This window comes from Pseudomonas sp. B3G-3 (genome assembly GCF_028640915.1).
GTDB lineage: Bacteria > Pseudomonadota > Gammaproteobacteria > Pseudomonadales > Pseudomonadaceae > Aquipseudomonas > Aquipseudomonas chlororaphis_I.
Window position 1 is genome coordinate 268,766 of sequence record NZ_JAQZAB010000133.1, and the last position, 13,776, is coordinate 282,541.

At 59.5% G+C, this 13,776-nt stretch carries 13 protein-coding genes; 3 read left to right on the top strand and 10 right to left on the bottom strand.

Annotated elements, in window-relative coordinates:
* Nucleotides 1-33 precede the first annotated feature (33 nt).
* A complete protein-coding gene (gene dnaG / locus PVZ80_RS31310; RefSeq protein WP_009051170.1) occupies nt 34-1,998 on the bottom strand; it encodes a DNA primase in 1,965 nt (654 codons plus the stop codon).
* Nucleotides 1,999-2,467: 469 nt separating this feature from the next.
* On the bottom strand, nt 2,468-2,683 hold the full coding sequence (gene rpsU, locus PVZ80_RS31315) for a 30S ribosomal protein S21 (RefSeq protein WP_002551877.1): 216 nt from the start codon (nt 2,681-2,683) through the stop codon (nt 2,468-2,470).
* Between the two features lie 200 nt (nt 2,684-2,883).
* Here rpsU and tsaD point away from each other — a divergent pair, with 200 nt between their 5' ends.
* On the top strand, nt 2,884-3,909 hold the full coding sequence (tsaD, locus tag PVZ80_RS31320; protein WP_124315442.1) for a tRNA (adenosine(37)-N6)-threonylcarbamoyltransferase complex transferase subunit TsaD: 1,026 nt from the start codon (nt 2,884-2,886) through the stop codon (nt 3,907-3,909).
* Nucleotides 3,910-3,950: 41 nt separating this feature from the next.
* On the opposite strand, the gene plsY is transcribed toward tsaD, so the two are convergent.
* Nucleotides 3,951-4,520 carry a glycerol-3-phosphate 1-O-acyltransferase PlsY gene (gene plsY / locus PVZ80_RS31325; RefSeq protein ID WP_009051169.1) on the bottom strand — a complete coding sequence of 190 codons (570 nt, stop codon included), beginning with the start codon at nt 4,518-4,520 and terminating at the stop codon, nt 3,951-3,953.
* Between the two features lie 74 nt (nt 4,521-4,594).
* Here plsY and folB point away from each other — a divergent pair, with 74 nt between their 5' ends.
* Together folB and folK are read left to right on the top strand one after the other, a co-directional pair.
* Complete coding sequence (folB, locus tag PVZ80_RS31330; protein ID WP_007926118.1) at nt 4,595-4,948, top strand: dihydroneopterin aldolase; 354 nt, start codon at nt 4,595-4,597, stop codon at nt 4,946-4,948.
* Nucleotides 4,939-5,457: a 2-amino-4-hydroxy-6-hydroxymethyldihydropteridine diphosphokinase gene (gene folK, locus PVZ80_RS31335; RefSeq protein ID WP_009051167.1), complete on the top strand. Its 519-nt coding sequence runs from the start codon at nt 4,939-4,941 to the stop codon at nt 5,455-5,457. The genes folB and folK overlap by 10 nt, the downstream gene beginning before the upstream one ends.
* 82 nt (nt 5,458-5,539) lie before the next feature.
* Here the strand turns inward: folK and PVZ80_RS31340 are convergent, their stop codons facing one another.
* The 7 genes from PVZ80_RS31340 to apaG all read right to left on the bottom strand — a co-directional run bounded on the left by PVZ80_RS31340 (nt 5,540) and on the right by apaG (nt 13,694).
* A complete protein-coding gene (locus PVZ80_RS31340; protein WP_124315440.1) occupies nt 5,540-6,769 on the bottom strand; it encodes a multifunctional CCA addition/repair protein in 1,230 nt (409 codons plus the stop codon).
* 64 nt (nt 6,770-6,833) lie between these two features.
* Nucleotides 6,834-8,396 (bottom strand): SpoVR family protein, encoded by a 1,563-nt coding sequence (locus PVZ80_RS31345; protein WP_009051165.1) that lies wholly within the window; start codon nt 8,394-8,396, stop codon nt 6,834-6,836.
* A complete protein-coding gene (locus tag PVZ80_RS31350) occupies nt 8,393-9,664 on the bottom strand; it encodes a YeaH/YhbH family protein (protein WP_009051164.1) in 1,272 nt (423 codons plus the stop codon). Before PVZ80_RS31350 ends, PVZ80_RS31345 begins: the two co-directional genes overlap by 4 nt.
* Before the next feature lie 188 nt (nt 9,665-9,852).
* Entirely contained in the window at nt 9,853-11,775 is a 1,923-nt protein-coding gene (locus tag PVZ80_RS31355; RefSeq protein ID WP_007926124.1) for a PrkA family serine protein kinase, read from the bottom strand.
* A gap of 295 nt (nt 11,776-12,070) precedes the next feature.
* Nucleotides 12,071-12,400: a thiosulfate sulfurtransferase GlpE gene (glpE, locus tag PVZ80_RS31360; RefSeq protein ID WP_009051163.1), complete on the bottom strand. Its 330-nt coding sequence runs from the start codon at nt 12,398-12,400 to the stop codon at nt 12,071-12,073.
* 32 nt (nt 12,401-12,432) lie between these two features.
* Nucleotides 12,433-13,314, bottom strand: a complete 882-nt coding sequence (locus PVZ80_RS31365) for a symmetrical bis(5'-nucleosyl)-tetraphosphatase (RefSeq protein ID WP_009051162.1) — start codon at nt 13,312-13,314, stop codon at nt 12,433-12,435.
* The gene (gene apaG / locus PVZ80_RS31370; RefSeq protein WP_007926128.1) at nt 13,314-13,694 is read right to left on the bottom strand and encodes a Co2+/Mg2+ efflux protein ApaG; all 381 of its coding nucleotides are present in this window, start codon (nt 13,692-13,694) and stop codon (nt 13,314-13,316) included. The genes PVZ80_RS31365 and apaG overlap by 1 nt, the downstream gene beginning before the upstream one ends.
* Nucleotides 13,695-13,776 lie beyond the last annotated feature (82 nt).

The window sequence follows — 13,776 nt, forward strand, 5'->3', positions numbered from 1 at the left end:
AAACAAGCCGAGGATTATACCCGAGCTATGACCTCACGCGCCAGTTGAGGTCGGGTTTGATGCGGGAACATTGCGTTTTAAAAGCTCGAGTAGCTGAATTTTTTCTTCGCCACTCAATTCGCTTTGACGCGATTTCCTGAGAAGTTGTTCCAAAACACGCTCACGTTGACGAGCGGACAAGCTTTTAATGGTGTCGAAAAACTGTTGTTCAAGGTTGTCGCCCTCAATCAACCACTCCTTTTCTGCCAGCGCCTTGATCAGGCGGCCCTGTTCAGTGCCGTGCCAGCGCGCCATCAGTTGATGAATAGAGCGTAGCTTAGGATTTTTCTGCACGGCTTCGATCAAGGCGACCAGCAACTGGGTATTGGTGTTGTCGTCGGCAGCGAAATGCCCGGCGTCTTCAACTTTCTCGGCCAGTTGCGGGTGATGCAGCAATGTTCGAAGGGCTGACAGTGTTGGGGGTTCGACGGCGGCCGGGACGCGCGGGGCACGTGGCTGATCACGATCGCCATTGCGCTTGCCCTTTTTGTCCCAGGGCTTGTTCTCCCACTTCTTGCCGCCCGCGCCGCTTTTCTTCGGTGTCCATTCCTGCTGCGGCACATAGGCTTCTTGCGGCTCGTGGTAGTCGACATAGTCCGGTATGCCGTCGTAATCGATGCCAGCGTCATACACCGGAGGTGCTTCTTGTGGGGCGCTGTGCACCAACTGGTTGACGGTCTCGTTGTTGAGCCCGGTAATTTCACTGAGGCGCTGGCGCATCAGGGTCCGCAGGTTGGCTCCGGGGACCTTGTCGATCAACGGTGCGGCGAGAGTGGCCAGGTGAGCCTTGCCCTCGAGCGAGCGTGGATCCGCTTCGTCGGTCAGTTGCTGGAAGAAATAATCGGCCAGCGGTTGAGCGTGTTGATTGATGCGTGCGCGAAAGGCATCTGTGCCCTCGGAACGCACCAGGGTATCCGGGTCTTCCCCTTCGGGAAGGAACAGGAAGCGTGCCCGGCGACCGTCCTGCAGGCTGGACAGGGTCGCCTCCAGTGCGCGCCAGGCGGCCTTGCGTCCGGCCTGGTCGCCGTCGAAGCAGAACAGCACGCTGGGCACGATGCGGAACAGGCGCTTGAGGTGTTCTTCGCTGGTGGCGGTGCCCAGGGTCGCAACGGCGTTACGCAGGCCCTGTTGGGCGAGGGCAATCACGTCCATGTAGCCTTCGACGACGATGATTTCGTCGAGGTTGCGGTTGTTCTTGCGAGCCTCGAACAGGCCGTAAAGCTCCTGGCCCTTATGAAACACCGGAGTTTCCGGCGAGTTCAGGTATTTCGGTTTGTCGTCGCCCAGTACCCGGCCACCAAAGGCGATGATCCGGCCGCGGCTGTCGCGGATCGGAAACATCACTCGGTCGCGAAAGCGATCGTAGCGTTTACCGGTTTCGGCGTTTTCGATCAGCAGGCCGGCGTCGATCATGGCTTTCTGCTGCAAGGTGTCGCTGCTCAGGTGCTTGAACAGATTGTCCCAGCCGGGCGGTGCGAAGCCGAGGCCGAAATCGCGGGCGATCTCGCCGGTCAGGCCGCGGCCCTTGAGGTAATCGACTGCTGCCTTGCGGGCTGGGTGGCTTTTCAGAGCCTGTCGATAGTAATCGGCGGCGGCGGTCAGCAGCGGGTAGAGCGGCGAATCGGTCGGCTGCCGCGGTTTGTGCGAGCGACCGCTTTCCTCCCGCGGGATTTCCATGCCGGCGGCTTTGGCCAGTTCCTCGACCGCCTGGGGGAAATCCAGGTTGTCGTGGTCCATGATGAAGCCGAGGGCGTTCCCGCCCGCGCCACAGCCGAAGCAGTAATAGAACTGCTTGTCGGGGCTGACGCTGAAGGAGGGGGTTTTTTCCTTGTGGAACGGGCAGCAGGCGGTGTAGTTCTTGCCGGCCTTTTTCATCTGCAGGCGCGAGCTGACAACATCGACGATGTCGGTGCGGTTCAGAAGGTCGTCAATAAAGCTCTGGGGAATCAGCCCGGCCATGGCGTTCTCGTCATCACTGCGCGAAAGAATTGGACCAATGCGAAGGCTTCGAAAATGGGCTGTTCGAGACGCAACGGCTGCGCGTTCGACCATCTGTCGTCGGCTTGATCGCTATCGGGAAGTGTATCTGCCGAAAGTCCACTGACGTTAGTTTCAATCAGTCTTCGACTATTTGAAGATATTGCTCTGAGTCCGACAGGTCTCGGATGGCTCATAAGCGGGCGCTGGAGAAGGGCGCCTTGGGCTGAGTCTGTTGAGGAATCAGAATAAAAGTGTGCTCGTCAGTAGCCTTGGAAGGCTCGTCAGAAGAGACGTGCACCGCTGGCAGGAAGCCAGGTCTGACGTGGTGAAGCGGATTGTCTCGGTCGCATGCGCGGCGTTGACGGTGAAGCATCAAGCGTTGTCCGCAAATGCCATTAGCCCGGCTGAGGGCCGGGCTTGGCAGAAGCTTGCAGCGAACGTCTGTGTATTAGTACAGACGTACGGCGCGGCGCTGTTCGCGCTGAACTTTCTTGGCGTGACGCTTAACAGCAGCAGCTGCTTTGCGCTTACGCTCGGAAGTCGGCTTCTCGTAAAATTCGCGGCTACGAACTTCAGCCAGAACACCGGCTTTTTCGCAGGAGCGCTTGAAACGACGCAGAGCTACGTCGAAGGGTTCGTTCTCTTTAACTTTGACGGCTGGCATCCAGAGCTACCTTCATTCATTACCGGGGTCAACGTTCTCGTCGCAAAAATCGCGGCTGAGGTCGTCGGTTTTTAAGGGTTGCGGATGTTAACCCCTCATCGCTCGGAATGCAAAGCCTCTGATCGAAAACCGCTGGTCGGCTGAGGGAGTGGCGACTATTATGCGCGCCTTCGAATTTAGCCTCTACAAGGCGCAAACCCATGCTAGTACTGGGATTAGAAACTTCCTGCGACGAAACCGGCGTCGCGCTTTACGACAGCGAGCGGGGCCTGCTGGCCGACGCGCTGTTCAGTCAGATCGACCTGCATCGGGCCTATGGTGGCGTGGTGCCGGAGCTGGCCTCTCGCGATCACGTCAAGCGCATGCTGCCCCTGATTCGTCAGGTCCTGGCCGAGGCGGACTGCGTACCGACTGAAATCGACGCCATTGCCTATACCGCGGGCCCCGGCCTGGTCGGAGCCCTTCTGGTGGGTGCCTCCTGCGCCCAGGCGCTGGCCTTCGCCTGGGGTATCCCGGCGCTGGGTGTGCACCATATGGAAGGCCACCTGCTGGCCCCGATGCTGGAAGAACAACCGCCGGAATTTCCGTTCGTCGCTTTGCTGGTTTCCGGTGGCCACACGCAGCTGGTGCGGGTCGATGGCATCGGCCAGTACGAGCTGATGGGCGAAACCCTGGATGATGCTGCCGGTGAAGCCTTCGACAAGACGGCGAAGATGATCGGCCTGAATTATCCGGGTGGTCCGGAAATCGCTCGCCTGGCCGCACAAGGCGTGGCCGGGCGCTTTGTCTTCCCGCGGCCGATGACCGATCGTCCGGGGCTGGATTTCAGCTTCAGCGGCTTGAAAACCTTCGCCCTGAACACCTGGCAACAATGCATCAGCGCTGGGGACGACGGCGAGCAAACCCGTTGCGACATCTCGCTCGCCTTCCAGCAGGCGGTGGTGGAAACTCTGACCATCAAATGCAAGCGAGCCTTGAAGCAGGCGGGACTCAAGCGGCTGGTAATCGCTGGCGGCGTGAGCGCCAACAAGGCGCTGCGTGCGTCGCTGGAAAAAATGCTCGGCGAGATGAAAGGGAATGTGTTTTACGCCCGTCCTGAGTTCTGCACCGACAACGGCGCGATGATCGCGTTTGCCGGTTGCCAGCGTTTGCAGGCAGGTCAGCAGGAAAGCCTGGCGATCAGTGTGCAGGCGCGTTGGCCGATGGAGCAGCTGTCGCCGTTGTGAGTCGGTATCAAACTGACCTGAGCCCGGTTCATCTTCAGGATTCAGAAATGCCGTTCGCGCCCGGCAAACAGGTCGCGTAGATTGCCGCGGTGGCGCCAGACGATGAGCAGTGTGAGGACGCTCATCGGCAGCAGCGCTGCTGGTGCCTGCCAGGCCAGCAATGGCAAGGTCAGGGGCGTGGCGATCAGGGCCGCCAGCGAGCTGGTGCGGGTCAGGTAGAAGGTCAGGAGCCAGGCGGCAATGGCCAGGAGCGCCGCTGGCGGGTAAAGCCCCAGCAGCATCCCGGCGGCGGTGGCGACACCCTTGCCGCCGCGAAAGCGGAAGTACACCGGGAACAGATGGCCCAGTACGGCGTAGAGCCCGATCCAGGCCTGTTGTTGGAGCGAAAGGCCTGCGAGACTGGCGATCAGCACGGGCAACAGCCCTTTGAGCAGATCGCCGAGCAAGGTCAGTACCGCCAGTTTCTTGCCGGCCAGGCGCAGCATGTTGGTGGCGCCGGCATTGCCCGAGCCACTCATTCGCGGATCGGGTGTACCGGTCAGGCGGCTGAGCAAGATGGCGAAGGACAGCGAGCCGAGCAGGTAGGCGAAGATCGCCAGTAACCAAAACATGCTAACTATTCCGGGCGAGGACGCCCTGATTCTAACGGCGCATTGCGCCCTTGTCGTGCTGCGGAGAAGAGTGCTTGGACAGAGTGTTTATCGAGGGCCTGGAAGTCGACACGGTGATCGGTGCCTACGACTGGGAGCGAGGCATCCGGCAGTGCCTGCGCCTTGACCTGAGCTTCGCCTGGGACAACCGCCCGGCCGCCGCCGGTGACGACCTGACCCTGGCGCTCGACTATGCCAGCGTGTCTTCGCGGATCCAGGCGTTTGCCGAGCAGGCGCAATTCCAACTGGTGGAAACCTTTGCCGAGCGTCTGGCGGAGGTCCTGATGAGCGAGTTCCATATTCCCTGGTTGCACCTCAAGCTGACCAAACCCGGTGCTGTCGCGGCCGCCAAAGGTGTTGGCGTGGAGATCGAGCGCGGATGTCGCTAACTCAGGTATTTCTTGGGCTCGGCAGCAATATCGAGCGTGAAACCCATCTGCTGGCCGGGCTCGATGCCCTGGCGGGCTTCCTGCTGGATATGCGCTGCTCGGCGGTGTTCGAAAGCCAGCCGGTGGGGATCAAGAGCGGGCCGTTCTTCAATCTGGTGGTTTCGGGCTTTACCGATTTGCCGCTGATGGAGCTGGACCGTCGATTGAAGTTCATTGAAGCGGACAACGGTCGTTATGCCCCGGACCGCAAAGGCTTGCCGCTGGATATCGATGTGCTGTTGTACGGCGATCTGGTGGGCAATTTCGACGGTTTGATCCTGCCGCGTGCAGAAATTCTGAAGAACGCCTTTGTGCTTTGGCCCTTGTCGCTGATGGCGCCGGGGCGGGTTCATCCGCTGGCGGGGCAGGACTTCGCTACCCTCTGGCACGAGGCCCGGATCGACCAGGTGCTGGCGCCCGTGGCATTCGAGTGGCGGGGCAGGCAGCTGACGCCGCCGGAGCTGGGATAGCCCTGGCTGGCGCAGTTCTGGCTGACAGCGATCGGCTGGCGAGCAAGCTGGCTCCTATGACGGCGCTTGCTCGTGATGTTTCTTACTGTGAGTACTGCTCCTTGTAGGCCTTCAGCGCCTTCAGTCGTTCCCGTTTCAGCGCCTCCCCCAGCTCCGGCCCCTTGAATCCCTGCTCCAGCAGCGGTTGTACCGCGACTGTTCGCGCCGCCGTGGCCGCGCCGCGCAGATAGTCCGCCTGGGGATAGGCTCGCTCCTCCAGGCCGAGACGGCCACGAGCATCCATTTCACAGGCGGCGATAAACTCCTCGAAGCGTTGCGGCCGCCGGTACACGTCAAAGCTCTGCAGCAGTTCTGCCAATGTCGAAGGTTTCAGTTCGAGGGCGCGATGGCCGTGGGTGTGGTACTGACCCACCAGCAGCGCCAGTTCCTGACAGTCGCGTGGCGCCTTGAAGCGTTCATTGACCTGCTTGATCAGCTTCAGGCCCTTGTGCTCGTGCGCGATGTGTTGCGGCCATTCACTTTGCGGTGTCAGGCCCTTGCCCAGGTCGTGCAACAGGCACGCCCAGCGCACGCTCAATGGCTGCTTGTGCAGTGCCGCCTGCTCGAGAACGCTCAGTGTATGCACACCGCTATCGATCTCCGGGTGATGGACGGCGGGTTGCGGAACACCGAACAGCGCCTCCACTTCAGGCAGCAGGACTTTGAGCGCGTCACAATCACGCAGTACCTGGATGAACACTTGAGGGTGATCTTCCATCAGTGCGCGGGAGATTTCCTTCCAGCTGCGTTCCGGCGTCAGAGCTTCCAGCTCGCCTGATCCGCTGAGCTGGCGCATCAGCTCGAGGGTGTCAGGCGCTACTCGGAAGCCGAGTCCTGCGTAGCGGGCAGCAAAGCGGGCAACGCGCAGGACGCGCAGGGGATCTTCGGCGAATGCCGGGGAAACATGGCGCAGCAGGCGGTTTTCCAGGTCCTGCTGGCCGTGATACGGATCCGTCAGAACACCCTGGTCGTCTTCCGCCATGGCATTGATCGTCAGGTCACGGCGGATCAGGTCTTCTTCGAGAGTGACCTCGGGGCTGGCGTGAAAGGTAAAGCCACCATAGCCACGACCGCTCTTGCGTTCGGTGCGGGCCAGGGCGTATTCCTCGCCGCTCTTGGGGTGAAGAAAGACCGGAAAGTCCGAACCCACCGGGCGAAAACCCTTGGCGAGCATTTCTTCGGCCGTGGCGCCGACTACCACCCAATCGATGTCGGTTACCGGTTTGCCCAGCAGGCGATCGCGTACCGCACCGCCGACCTTGTAAATCTGCATAAAAAACCTCCGTTAGCCCGACAGAATAACCCTTGCGCCGAGCTTTCGGAGGTTTGTCATGCGCTCAGAGGTGGATGACCGCCAGGTCCAGGCGGCCATAGTCCCCTTCGTTGTGATCGCTTCTTGGCGGTACGTGATGGGTTTTCATCACCTGGTCGCCCTGCAGGGTTTCCAGATGGATGTCGAACCCCCACAGCCGGTGCAGGTGCTTGAGGACCTCGTCGGTAGAGTCGCCCAAGGGTTTGCGGTCGTGCTGTTGATGGCGCAGGGTCAGCGAACGGTCGCCTCGCCTGTCGATGCTCCAGATCTGCACGTTAGGCTCGCGGTTGCCCAGGTTGTACTGGGCGGCAAGGGTTTCGCGGATGATCCGATAGCCGCTTTCGTCATGAATGGCCGGTACCAGCAGGTCGTCTTTCTGGTCGTCATCCAGGATGCTGAACAGCTTGAGGTCGCGGATGACCTTGGGTGACAGGTACTGCAGGATGAAGCTCTCGTCCTTGAAGCTGCTCATGGCGAACTTGATGCTGGAAAGCCAGTCGGTCCCGGCCAGTTCCGGGAACCAGCGGCGGTCCTCCTCGGTTGGTTCTTCGCAGATGCGCCGGATATCGCGGTACATGGCGAAACCCAGGGTGTAGGGGTTGATACCGTTGTAGTAAGGGCTGTCGAAGCCGGGCTGGAAGACCACGCTGGTGTGGGAGGCGAGGAACTCCATCATGAAGCCATCGGTCACCAGGCCTTCGTCATACAGGTCGTTCATCAGGGTGTAGTGCCAGAACGTTGCCCAGCCTTCGTTCATCACCTGGGTCTGGCGTTGCGGGTAGAAGTATTGGGCGATCTTGCGCACGATCCGCACGATTTCCCGTTGCCACGGTTCCAGCAGCGGCGCGTGTTTCTCGATGAAATACAGGATGTTTTCCTGCGGTTCGGCGGGGAAGCGCGCGTTGTCCTTGTCGCTGAACTTGTCCGTGCCTTTGGGAATGGTGCGCCACAGGTCGTTGATCTGTTTCTGCAGGTGTTCTTCCCGATCCTTTTGCCGGCGCCGTTCTTCTTCCGCGGAAATCGGATAAGGACGTTTGTAGCGGTCCACTCCGTAGTTCATCAGGGCATGGCAGGAGTCCAGCAGGTCTTCCACGGCATCGATGCCATGGCGCTCTTCGCACTGCATGATGTACTGCTTGGCGAACACCAGGTAATCGATGATCGAGCTGGCATCCGTCCAGGTACGGAACAGGTAGTTGCCCTTGAAGAAGCTGTTATGGCCGTAGCAGGCGTGGGCCACCACCAGTGCCTGCATGCAGATGGTGTTTTCTTCCATCAGGTAGGCGATGCAGGGGTCAGAGTTGATCACGATCTCGTAGGCCAGCCCCATCTGGCCGCGGCTGTAGGACTTTTCGGTACTAAGGAAATGCTTGCCGTAAGACCAATGGTGATAACCCAGGGGCATGCCGACAGAGGCATAGGCATCCATCATCTGTTCGGCGGTGATCACTTCGATCTGGTTGGGATAGGTATCCAAGGCGTAGCGCGCTGCGATACGGCTGATTTCGCGGTCGTAGGCCTGGATCAGCTCGAACGTCCATTCCGAACCGGTGGAGATAGGCTGGCGTTTCTGCTCTCTGGCGGTCATGTCACTAACCTGCGCTGGAAGAGTTCACGGAAGACCGGATAGATATCTCCGGCCGAGACCAGTTGCTGCTGGGCGAAAGTATCGGAAAAGGCTTCGGCAATGCGCTCGTATTCGAACCACAGGGCCTGATGTTCGCGCGGGGTAATCTCCACGTAAGTGTAGTACTGCACGAAGGGCATGATCTGGTTGATCAGGATGTCGCGGCAGATCGGCGAGTCGTCGTTCCAGTTATCGCCGTCGGAAGCCTGGGCGGCGTAGATGTTCCACTCGTTGCTCGGATAACGCTCGGCCATAATCTCCTGCATCAGTTTCAAGGCGCTGGAGACGATGGTGCCGCCGGTTTCCCGGGAGTAGAAGAACTCCTCCTCGTCCACCTCGCGTGCGCTGGTGTGGTGGCGGATGAACACTACGTCGATCTTGTCGTAGTTACGCTTGAGAAACAGGTATAGAAGGATGAAGAAACGCTTGGCGATGTCCTTGGTGGCCTGGGTCATGGAGCCGGAAACGTCCATCAGGCAAAACATCACGGCCTTGGAGCTGGGGTTAGGCTGTTTGACCAGCAGGTTGTACTTGAGGTCGAAGGTGTCGAGGAATGGCACCCGATGAATGCGGGCGCTGAGACGCTCGATTTCCGCTTCCATTTCCTGAATATCGCCGAAGTTGTCCGGTTCTTCGCGTTTCAGGCGTTCAAGCTCTTCTTTGACTTCGCGCAGTTTTGCCCGGCTGCTGCCGGACAGGGCGATGCGCCGGGCATGGGCCGAGCGCAGCGTCCGAATGATGTTGATGCGCGAGGGATTGCCCTCGTTGCTGATCCCGGCCCGGACAGTCTTGAAGGTGTCGGTCCCGGTCAGGTTGCGCTTGACCAGGTTCGGCAGTTCCAGGTCCTCGAACATGAACTCGAGGAACTCCTCCTGGGTAATCTGGAAAACGAACTCGTCCATGCCTTCGCCGGAATTGCCCGCCTTGCCCCGGCCACCTCCGCCACCCCCGCCTTGAGGGCGTGCGATGTGCTCTCCGGCCGTGAACTCCTTGTTTCCCGGGTGCACCACGGTCTGTTTGCCGCCGCGCCCATGATGGAGCACGGGTTCATCGATATCCCGGCCGGGGATGCTGATTTGTTCGCCATGCTCCATGTCAGTGATGGAACGGCGGCTGACCGCCTCTTCGACGGCCTTCTTGATGTGATCACGATAACGCCGCAGAAACCGCTGGCGGTTTACCGTGCTCTTGTTCTTGCCATTGAGACGTCGGTCGATCACATAACTCATGACTGCTCCTTAGAAGCGGTCTTGAAGCTCGCAAGCGGCCCGGACGGGGAGAGGGTGCGGTAAGGTGTCTTGCCGCCGGTACTCTGCCCGAGCCTCGCTGCGAACGTTCAAACGCGCTTCCTGAAGCCTGTGTAGCAGAAATCGCTAAGACAGGCTCCTGGCTAACGACAACCGGTGCAACCGGCGGGTTACTGCGATTTTCTGACCCGCAGATACCACTCGGACAGCAGTCGTACCTGTTTGTCGGTGTAGCCGCGCTCGACCATTCGAGTAACGAAGTCGTTGTGTTTCTGTTGATCCTCTTTGCTGGCCTTGGCATTGAAGCTGATGACCGGGAGCAGATCCTCGGTGTTGGAGAACATTTTCTTCTCGATAACCACCCGCAGTTTTTCGTAGCTGAGCCAGGTTGGGTTCTTGCCGTTGTTGTTGGCTCGGGCTCGCAGTACGAAATTGACGATCTCGTTGCGGAAGTCCTTCGGATTGCTGATGCCGGCCGGTTTCTCGATTTTCTCCAGTTCTTCGTTGAGCGCGACCCGATTGAGGATCTCGCCGGTTTCCGGATCGCGGTATTCCTGATCCTGAATCCAGAAGTCCGCATACAGCACATAGCGGTCGAAGATGTTCTGACCGTATTCGCTGTAGGACTCCAGGTACGCGGTCTGGATTTCCTTGCCGATGAACTCGATGTAGCGCGGAGCCAGGTATTCCTTCAGGAAGCGCAGGTAGCGTTCGCGGGTTTCCGCCTGGAATTGTTCCTGCTCGATCTGTTGCTCGAGCACGTAGAGCAGATGCACCGGGTTGGCCGCGATCTCATGGGGATCGAAGTTGAAGACTTTCGACAGGATCTTGAAGGCGAAGCGGGTCGACAGGCCGTTCATGCCCTCGTCTACACCGGCGGCGTCACGGTATTCCTGAATCGACTTGGCTTTCGGATCGGTGTCCTTGAGGTTCTCGCCATCGTAGACGCGCATTTTCGAGTAGATGTTCGAGTTCTCCGGCTCTTTGAGGCGCGAGAGCACGGTGAACTGAGCGAGCATTTTCAAGGTGTCGGGAGCGCAATGCGCCTTGGACAGGGAGCTGTTGAACAGCAGCTTGTCGTAGATTTTGACTTCGTCGCTGACCCGCAGGCAGTAAGGGACTTTGACGATATAGATCCGGTCGATGAAGGCTTCGTTGTTCTTGTTGTTACGGAAGGTGTGCCATTCCGATTCGTTGGAGTGAGCCAACAGGATGCCGGTGAAGGGGATCGCGCCCAGACCCTCGGTACTGTTGTAGTTGCCTTCCTGGGTGGCCGTCAGCAATGGGTGCAGCACCTTGATCGGTGCCTTGAACATTTCGACGAACTCCATCAGGCCCTGGTTGGCCCGGCACAATGCACCTGAATAGCTATAGGCGTCGGCGTCGTTCTGCGGGAATTCCTCCAGCTTGCGAATATCGACCTTGCCCACCAGGGCGGAAATGTCCTGGTTGTTCTCGTCTCCCGGTTCTGTCTTGGCGACCGCGATCTGGTTGAGGATCGAGGGATAGAGCTTGACCACCCTGAACTGGCTGATATCGCCGCCGAACTCGGACAGGCGCTTGGTGGCCCAGGGCGACATGATGGTGTTCAGGTAACGCCGTGGAATGCCGAAGTCTTCTTCGAGGATTGCGCCATCTTCCGTGGCGTTGAACAACCCGAGAGGCGACTCGAATACCGGGGAGCCCTTGATGGCGTAGAAGGGCACCTTCTCGATCAGTTGTTTGAGTTTCTCGGCCAGGGATGATTTACCGCCACCGACGGGACCGAGGAGGTAGAGGATCTGTTTCTTCTCTTCCAGGCCCTGAGCGGCATGGCGGAAATAGGAGACGATCTGGTCGATGCATTCTTCCATTCCATGGAAGTCCTCAAAGGCCGGATAGCGACGGATCACTTTGTTGGAGAAGATCCGTGACAGTCTCGAATTGGTCGATGTGTCCAGCAGCTCTGGTTCACCAATAGCCAGAAGCAGGCGTTCAGCGGCCGACGCGTAGGCGCTACGGTCCTTTTTGCAGAGCTCCAGGTACTCCTGTAACGAGAACTCTTCCTGGCGTGTGGATTCGAAGCGTTGTTGGAAGTGGCTAAAAATACTCATGACGTCACCTCGCTCGATACGTGGAGCCGACGCCGGATCAGTCAGTCAAGTGCTGGCATGCAACCGGGAATCCGGCTGCTGTTTACCCCCCAGAACACTTTCAAAGCTATCGACCTTGAAAGCTAGTACCGATGACCCGCACGCCGGTGTACCGGCTCTCCCCTGATTGGATGGCCTGAGGCTAAGGATAGTTCGGAATCGGGGAGATAAAGGTGGAATACGCAATTTGTTCAAGTGACCGTTCGTCGGTCGCGGCGCCAGCCCGCGAATGACGCGGGCTGGAGCACAGAAAAAATTATTCGGCGTTGCCTTGGGCAATTTCCGCAGGGTAGGTGGTTCGCCACAGTTCGAAACCACCGTCCAGGCTGTAGACGTCGGAGAATCCCTGGCTGATCAGGTAGGCCGCCGCGCTTTGGCTGGAGTTGCCGTGATAGCAGACGACCACCAGCGGGGCGTCGAGATCGGCATTGCGGATGAAGTCGGAGATGGAGTGGTTGTCCAGATGCAGGGAGCCGCTGATGTGGTTCAAGGCAAAGGTCTGCGGATCGCGGATGTCGACCACCACGGCGCCTTGCTCGCGCAGTGCCTGGGCCTGTTCTGGGGGGATGCGTTTGAATTCGCTCATGGCGGGCTCCTGGGCCTGGTGGCAAGCGCCGTCTAGCGCTTGGCGGTGATTGGCATGGGTTCAGGGGAAGGTTGATTGGCCTGGGGCTTGATGTGGCCGTGGGCGTCGCACTCACATTCGAGGCGTTGGCCGGTGTCGACGTTCAGCAGGGTCAGGGCGCCGCCCCAGACGCAGCCAGTGTCCAGGGCGACGACGCCGGGCTGGTTGCAGTTGCCTTCAAGGGCGGCCCAGTGACCGAAGATGATTTTCACGTCCCGGGTCTTGCGTTCCTTGTGCTCGAACCATGGGGCGTAACCCGGTGGAGCGGTGTCCGGCCCTTCCTTGCCCTTGAGGTCGAGCTTGCCATCGCTGGTGCAGAAACGCATGCGAGTGAAATAGTTGGTGATCACCCGCAGGCGGGTCACGCCTTTGAGTTCGCTGTCCCATTTTATCGGATCGTTGCCGTACATACCGTCCAGATAGGGCTCGAAGCGGTTGTCGTCACGCAATGCCTCTTCGACTTCGGTGGCGTACTTGAGGGCCTTTTTCAGCGACCACTGCGGCGGTATCCCCGCGTGTACCAGGGCGACGTTGCGCTGTTCGTCATAATGCATCAGCTTTTGCTGGCGCAGCCACTGGAGCAATTCCTCGCAATCCGGCGCGTTGAGTATCTCGCTCAGGGTATCGGCTTTCTTCAGGCGCTCGATATTGCGCCAGACGGCCAGCAGGTGCAGGTCGTGATTGCCCAGCACGCACACCAGGGAATCGCGCATGGCATAAAGAAAGCGCAGGGTTTCCAGCGACTGTGGGCCGCGGTTGACCAGATCGCCAACCAGCCACAGGCGATCCTTGGCCGGGTCGAAAGCGACCTTTTCAAGCAGGCACTGCAACGGCCCCAGGCAGCCTTGCAGGTCACCGACGGCATAAGTCGTCATCAGTGCAGGGCTCCGGGCACCGCCAGGCGGAAGGGGGCGATGATGGCGTCGAAGTGTTTGCCGTCTTCGGCGAGCATCTGATAGCTGCCCTGCATATTGCCGACGCGCGTGGTCATGACCGTACCACTGCTGTAGGTGTGGCTTTTTCCTACGGCGATCAGCGGCTGCTGGCCGACGACGCCGGCACCGCGAACTTCTTCGACGTGCCCGTCGCCATCGGTGATCACCCAGTGCCGGGAGAGCAATTTGGCGGGCAGCAGGCCATTGTTCTGTACGGTGATGGTGTAGGCGAAGGCAAAGCGGTTCTGCTCGGGTTGCGACTGTTCTGCGAGAAAGCGGGTGACGACGCTGACGTCGATCTGATAGCGAGGATCGGACATGCAAGGGGCCTTAAAACGAAGCGGGACGCGGGATAAAACTGATGGAGGTCAGTCTAGGCCAAGTATCGGGTAGTAAACCAGA

Excerpts from the sequence above, each read along its gene's own strand:
- dnaG (WP_009051170.1), bottom strand. The coding sequence starts at position 1,998 with ATGGCCGGGCTGATTCCCCAGAGCTTTATTGACGACCTTCTGAACCGC.
- rpsU (WP_002551877.1), bottom strand. The coding sequence starts at position 2,683 with ATGCCAGCCGTCAAAGTTAAAGAGAACGAACCCTTCGACGTAGCTCTG.
- tsaD (WP_124315442.1), top strand. The coding sequence starts at position 2,884 with ATGCTAGTACTGGGATTAGAAACTTCCTGCGACGAAACCGGCGTCGCG.
- plsY (WP_009051169.1), bottom strand. The coding sequence starts at position 4,520 with ATGTTTTGGTTACTGGCGATCTTCGCCTACCTGCTCGGCTCGCTGTCC.
- folK (WP_009051167.1), top strand. The coding sequence starts at position 4,939 with ATGTCGCTAACTCAGGTATTTCTTGGGCTCGGCAGCAATATCGAGCGT.
- PVZ80_RS31340 (WP_124315440.1), bottom strand. The coding sequence starts at position 6,769 with ATGCAGATTTACAAGGTCGGCGGTGCGGTACGCGATCGCCTGCTGGGC.
- PVZ80_RS31345 (WP_009051165.1), bottom strand. The coding sequence starts at position 8,396 with ATGACCGCCAGAGAGCAGAAACGCCAGCCTATCTCCACCGGTTCGGAA.
- PVZ80_RS31350 (WP_009051164.1), bottom strand. The coding sequence starts at position 9,664 with ATGAGTTATGTGATCGACCGACGTCTCAATGGCAAGAACAAGAGCACG.
- PVZ80_RS31355 (WP_007926124.1), bottom strand. The coding sequence starts at position 11,775 with ATGAGTATTTTTAGCCACTTCCAACAACGCTTCGAATCCACACGCCAG.
- glpE (WP_009051163.1), bottom strand. The coding sequence starts at position 12,400 with ATGAGCGAATTCAAACGCATCCCCCCAGAACAGGCCCAGGCACTGCGC.
- PVZ80_RS31365 (WP_009051162.1), bottom strand. The coding sequence starts at position 13,314 with ATGACGACTTATGCCGTCGGTGACCTGCAAGGCTGCCTGGGGCCGTTG.
- apaG (WP_007926128.1), bottom strand. The coding sequence starts at position 13,694 with ATGTCCGATCCTCGCTATCAGATCGACGTCAGCGTCGTCACCCGCTTT.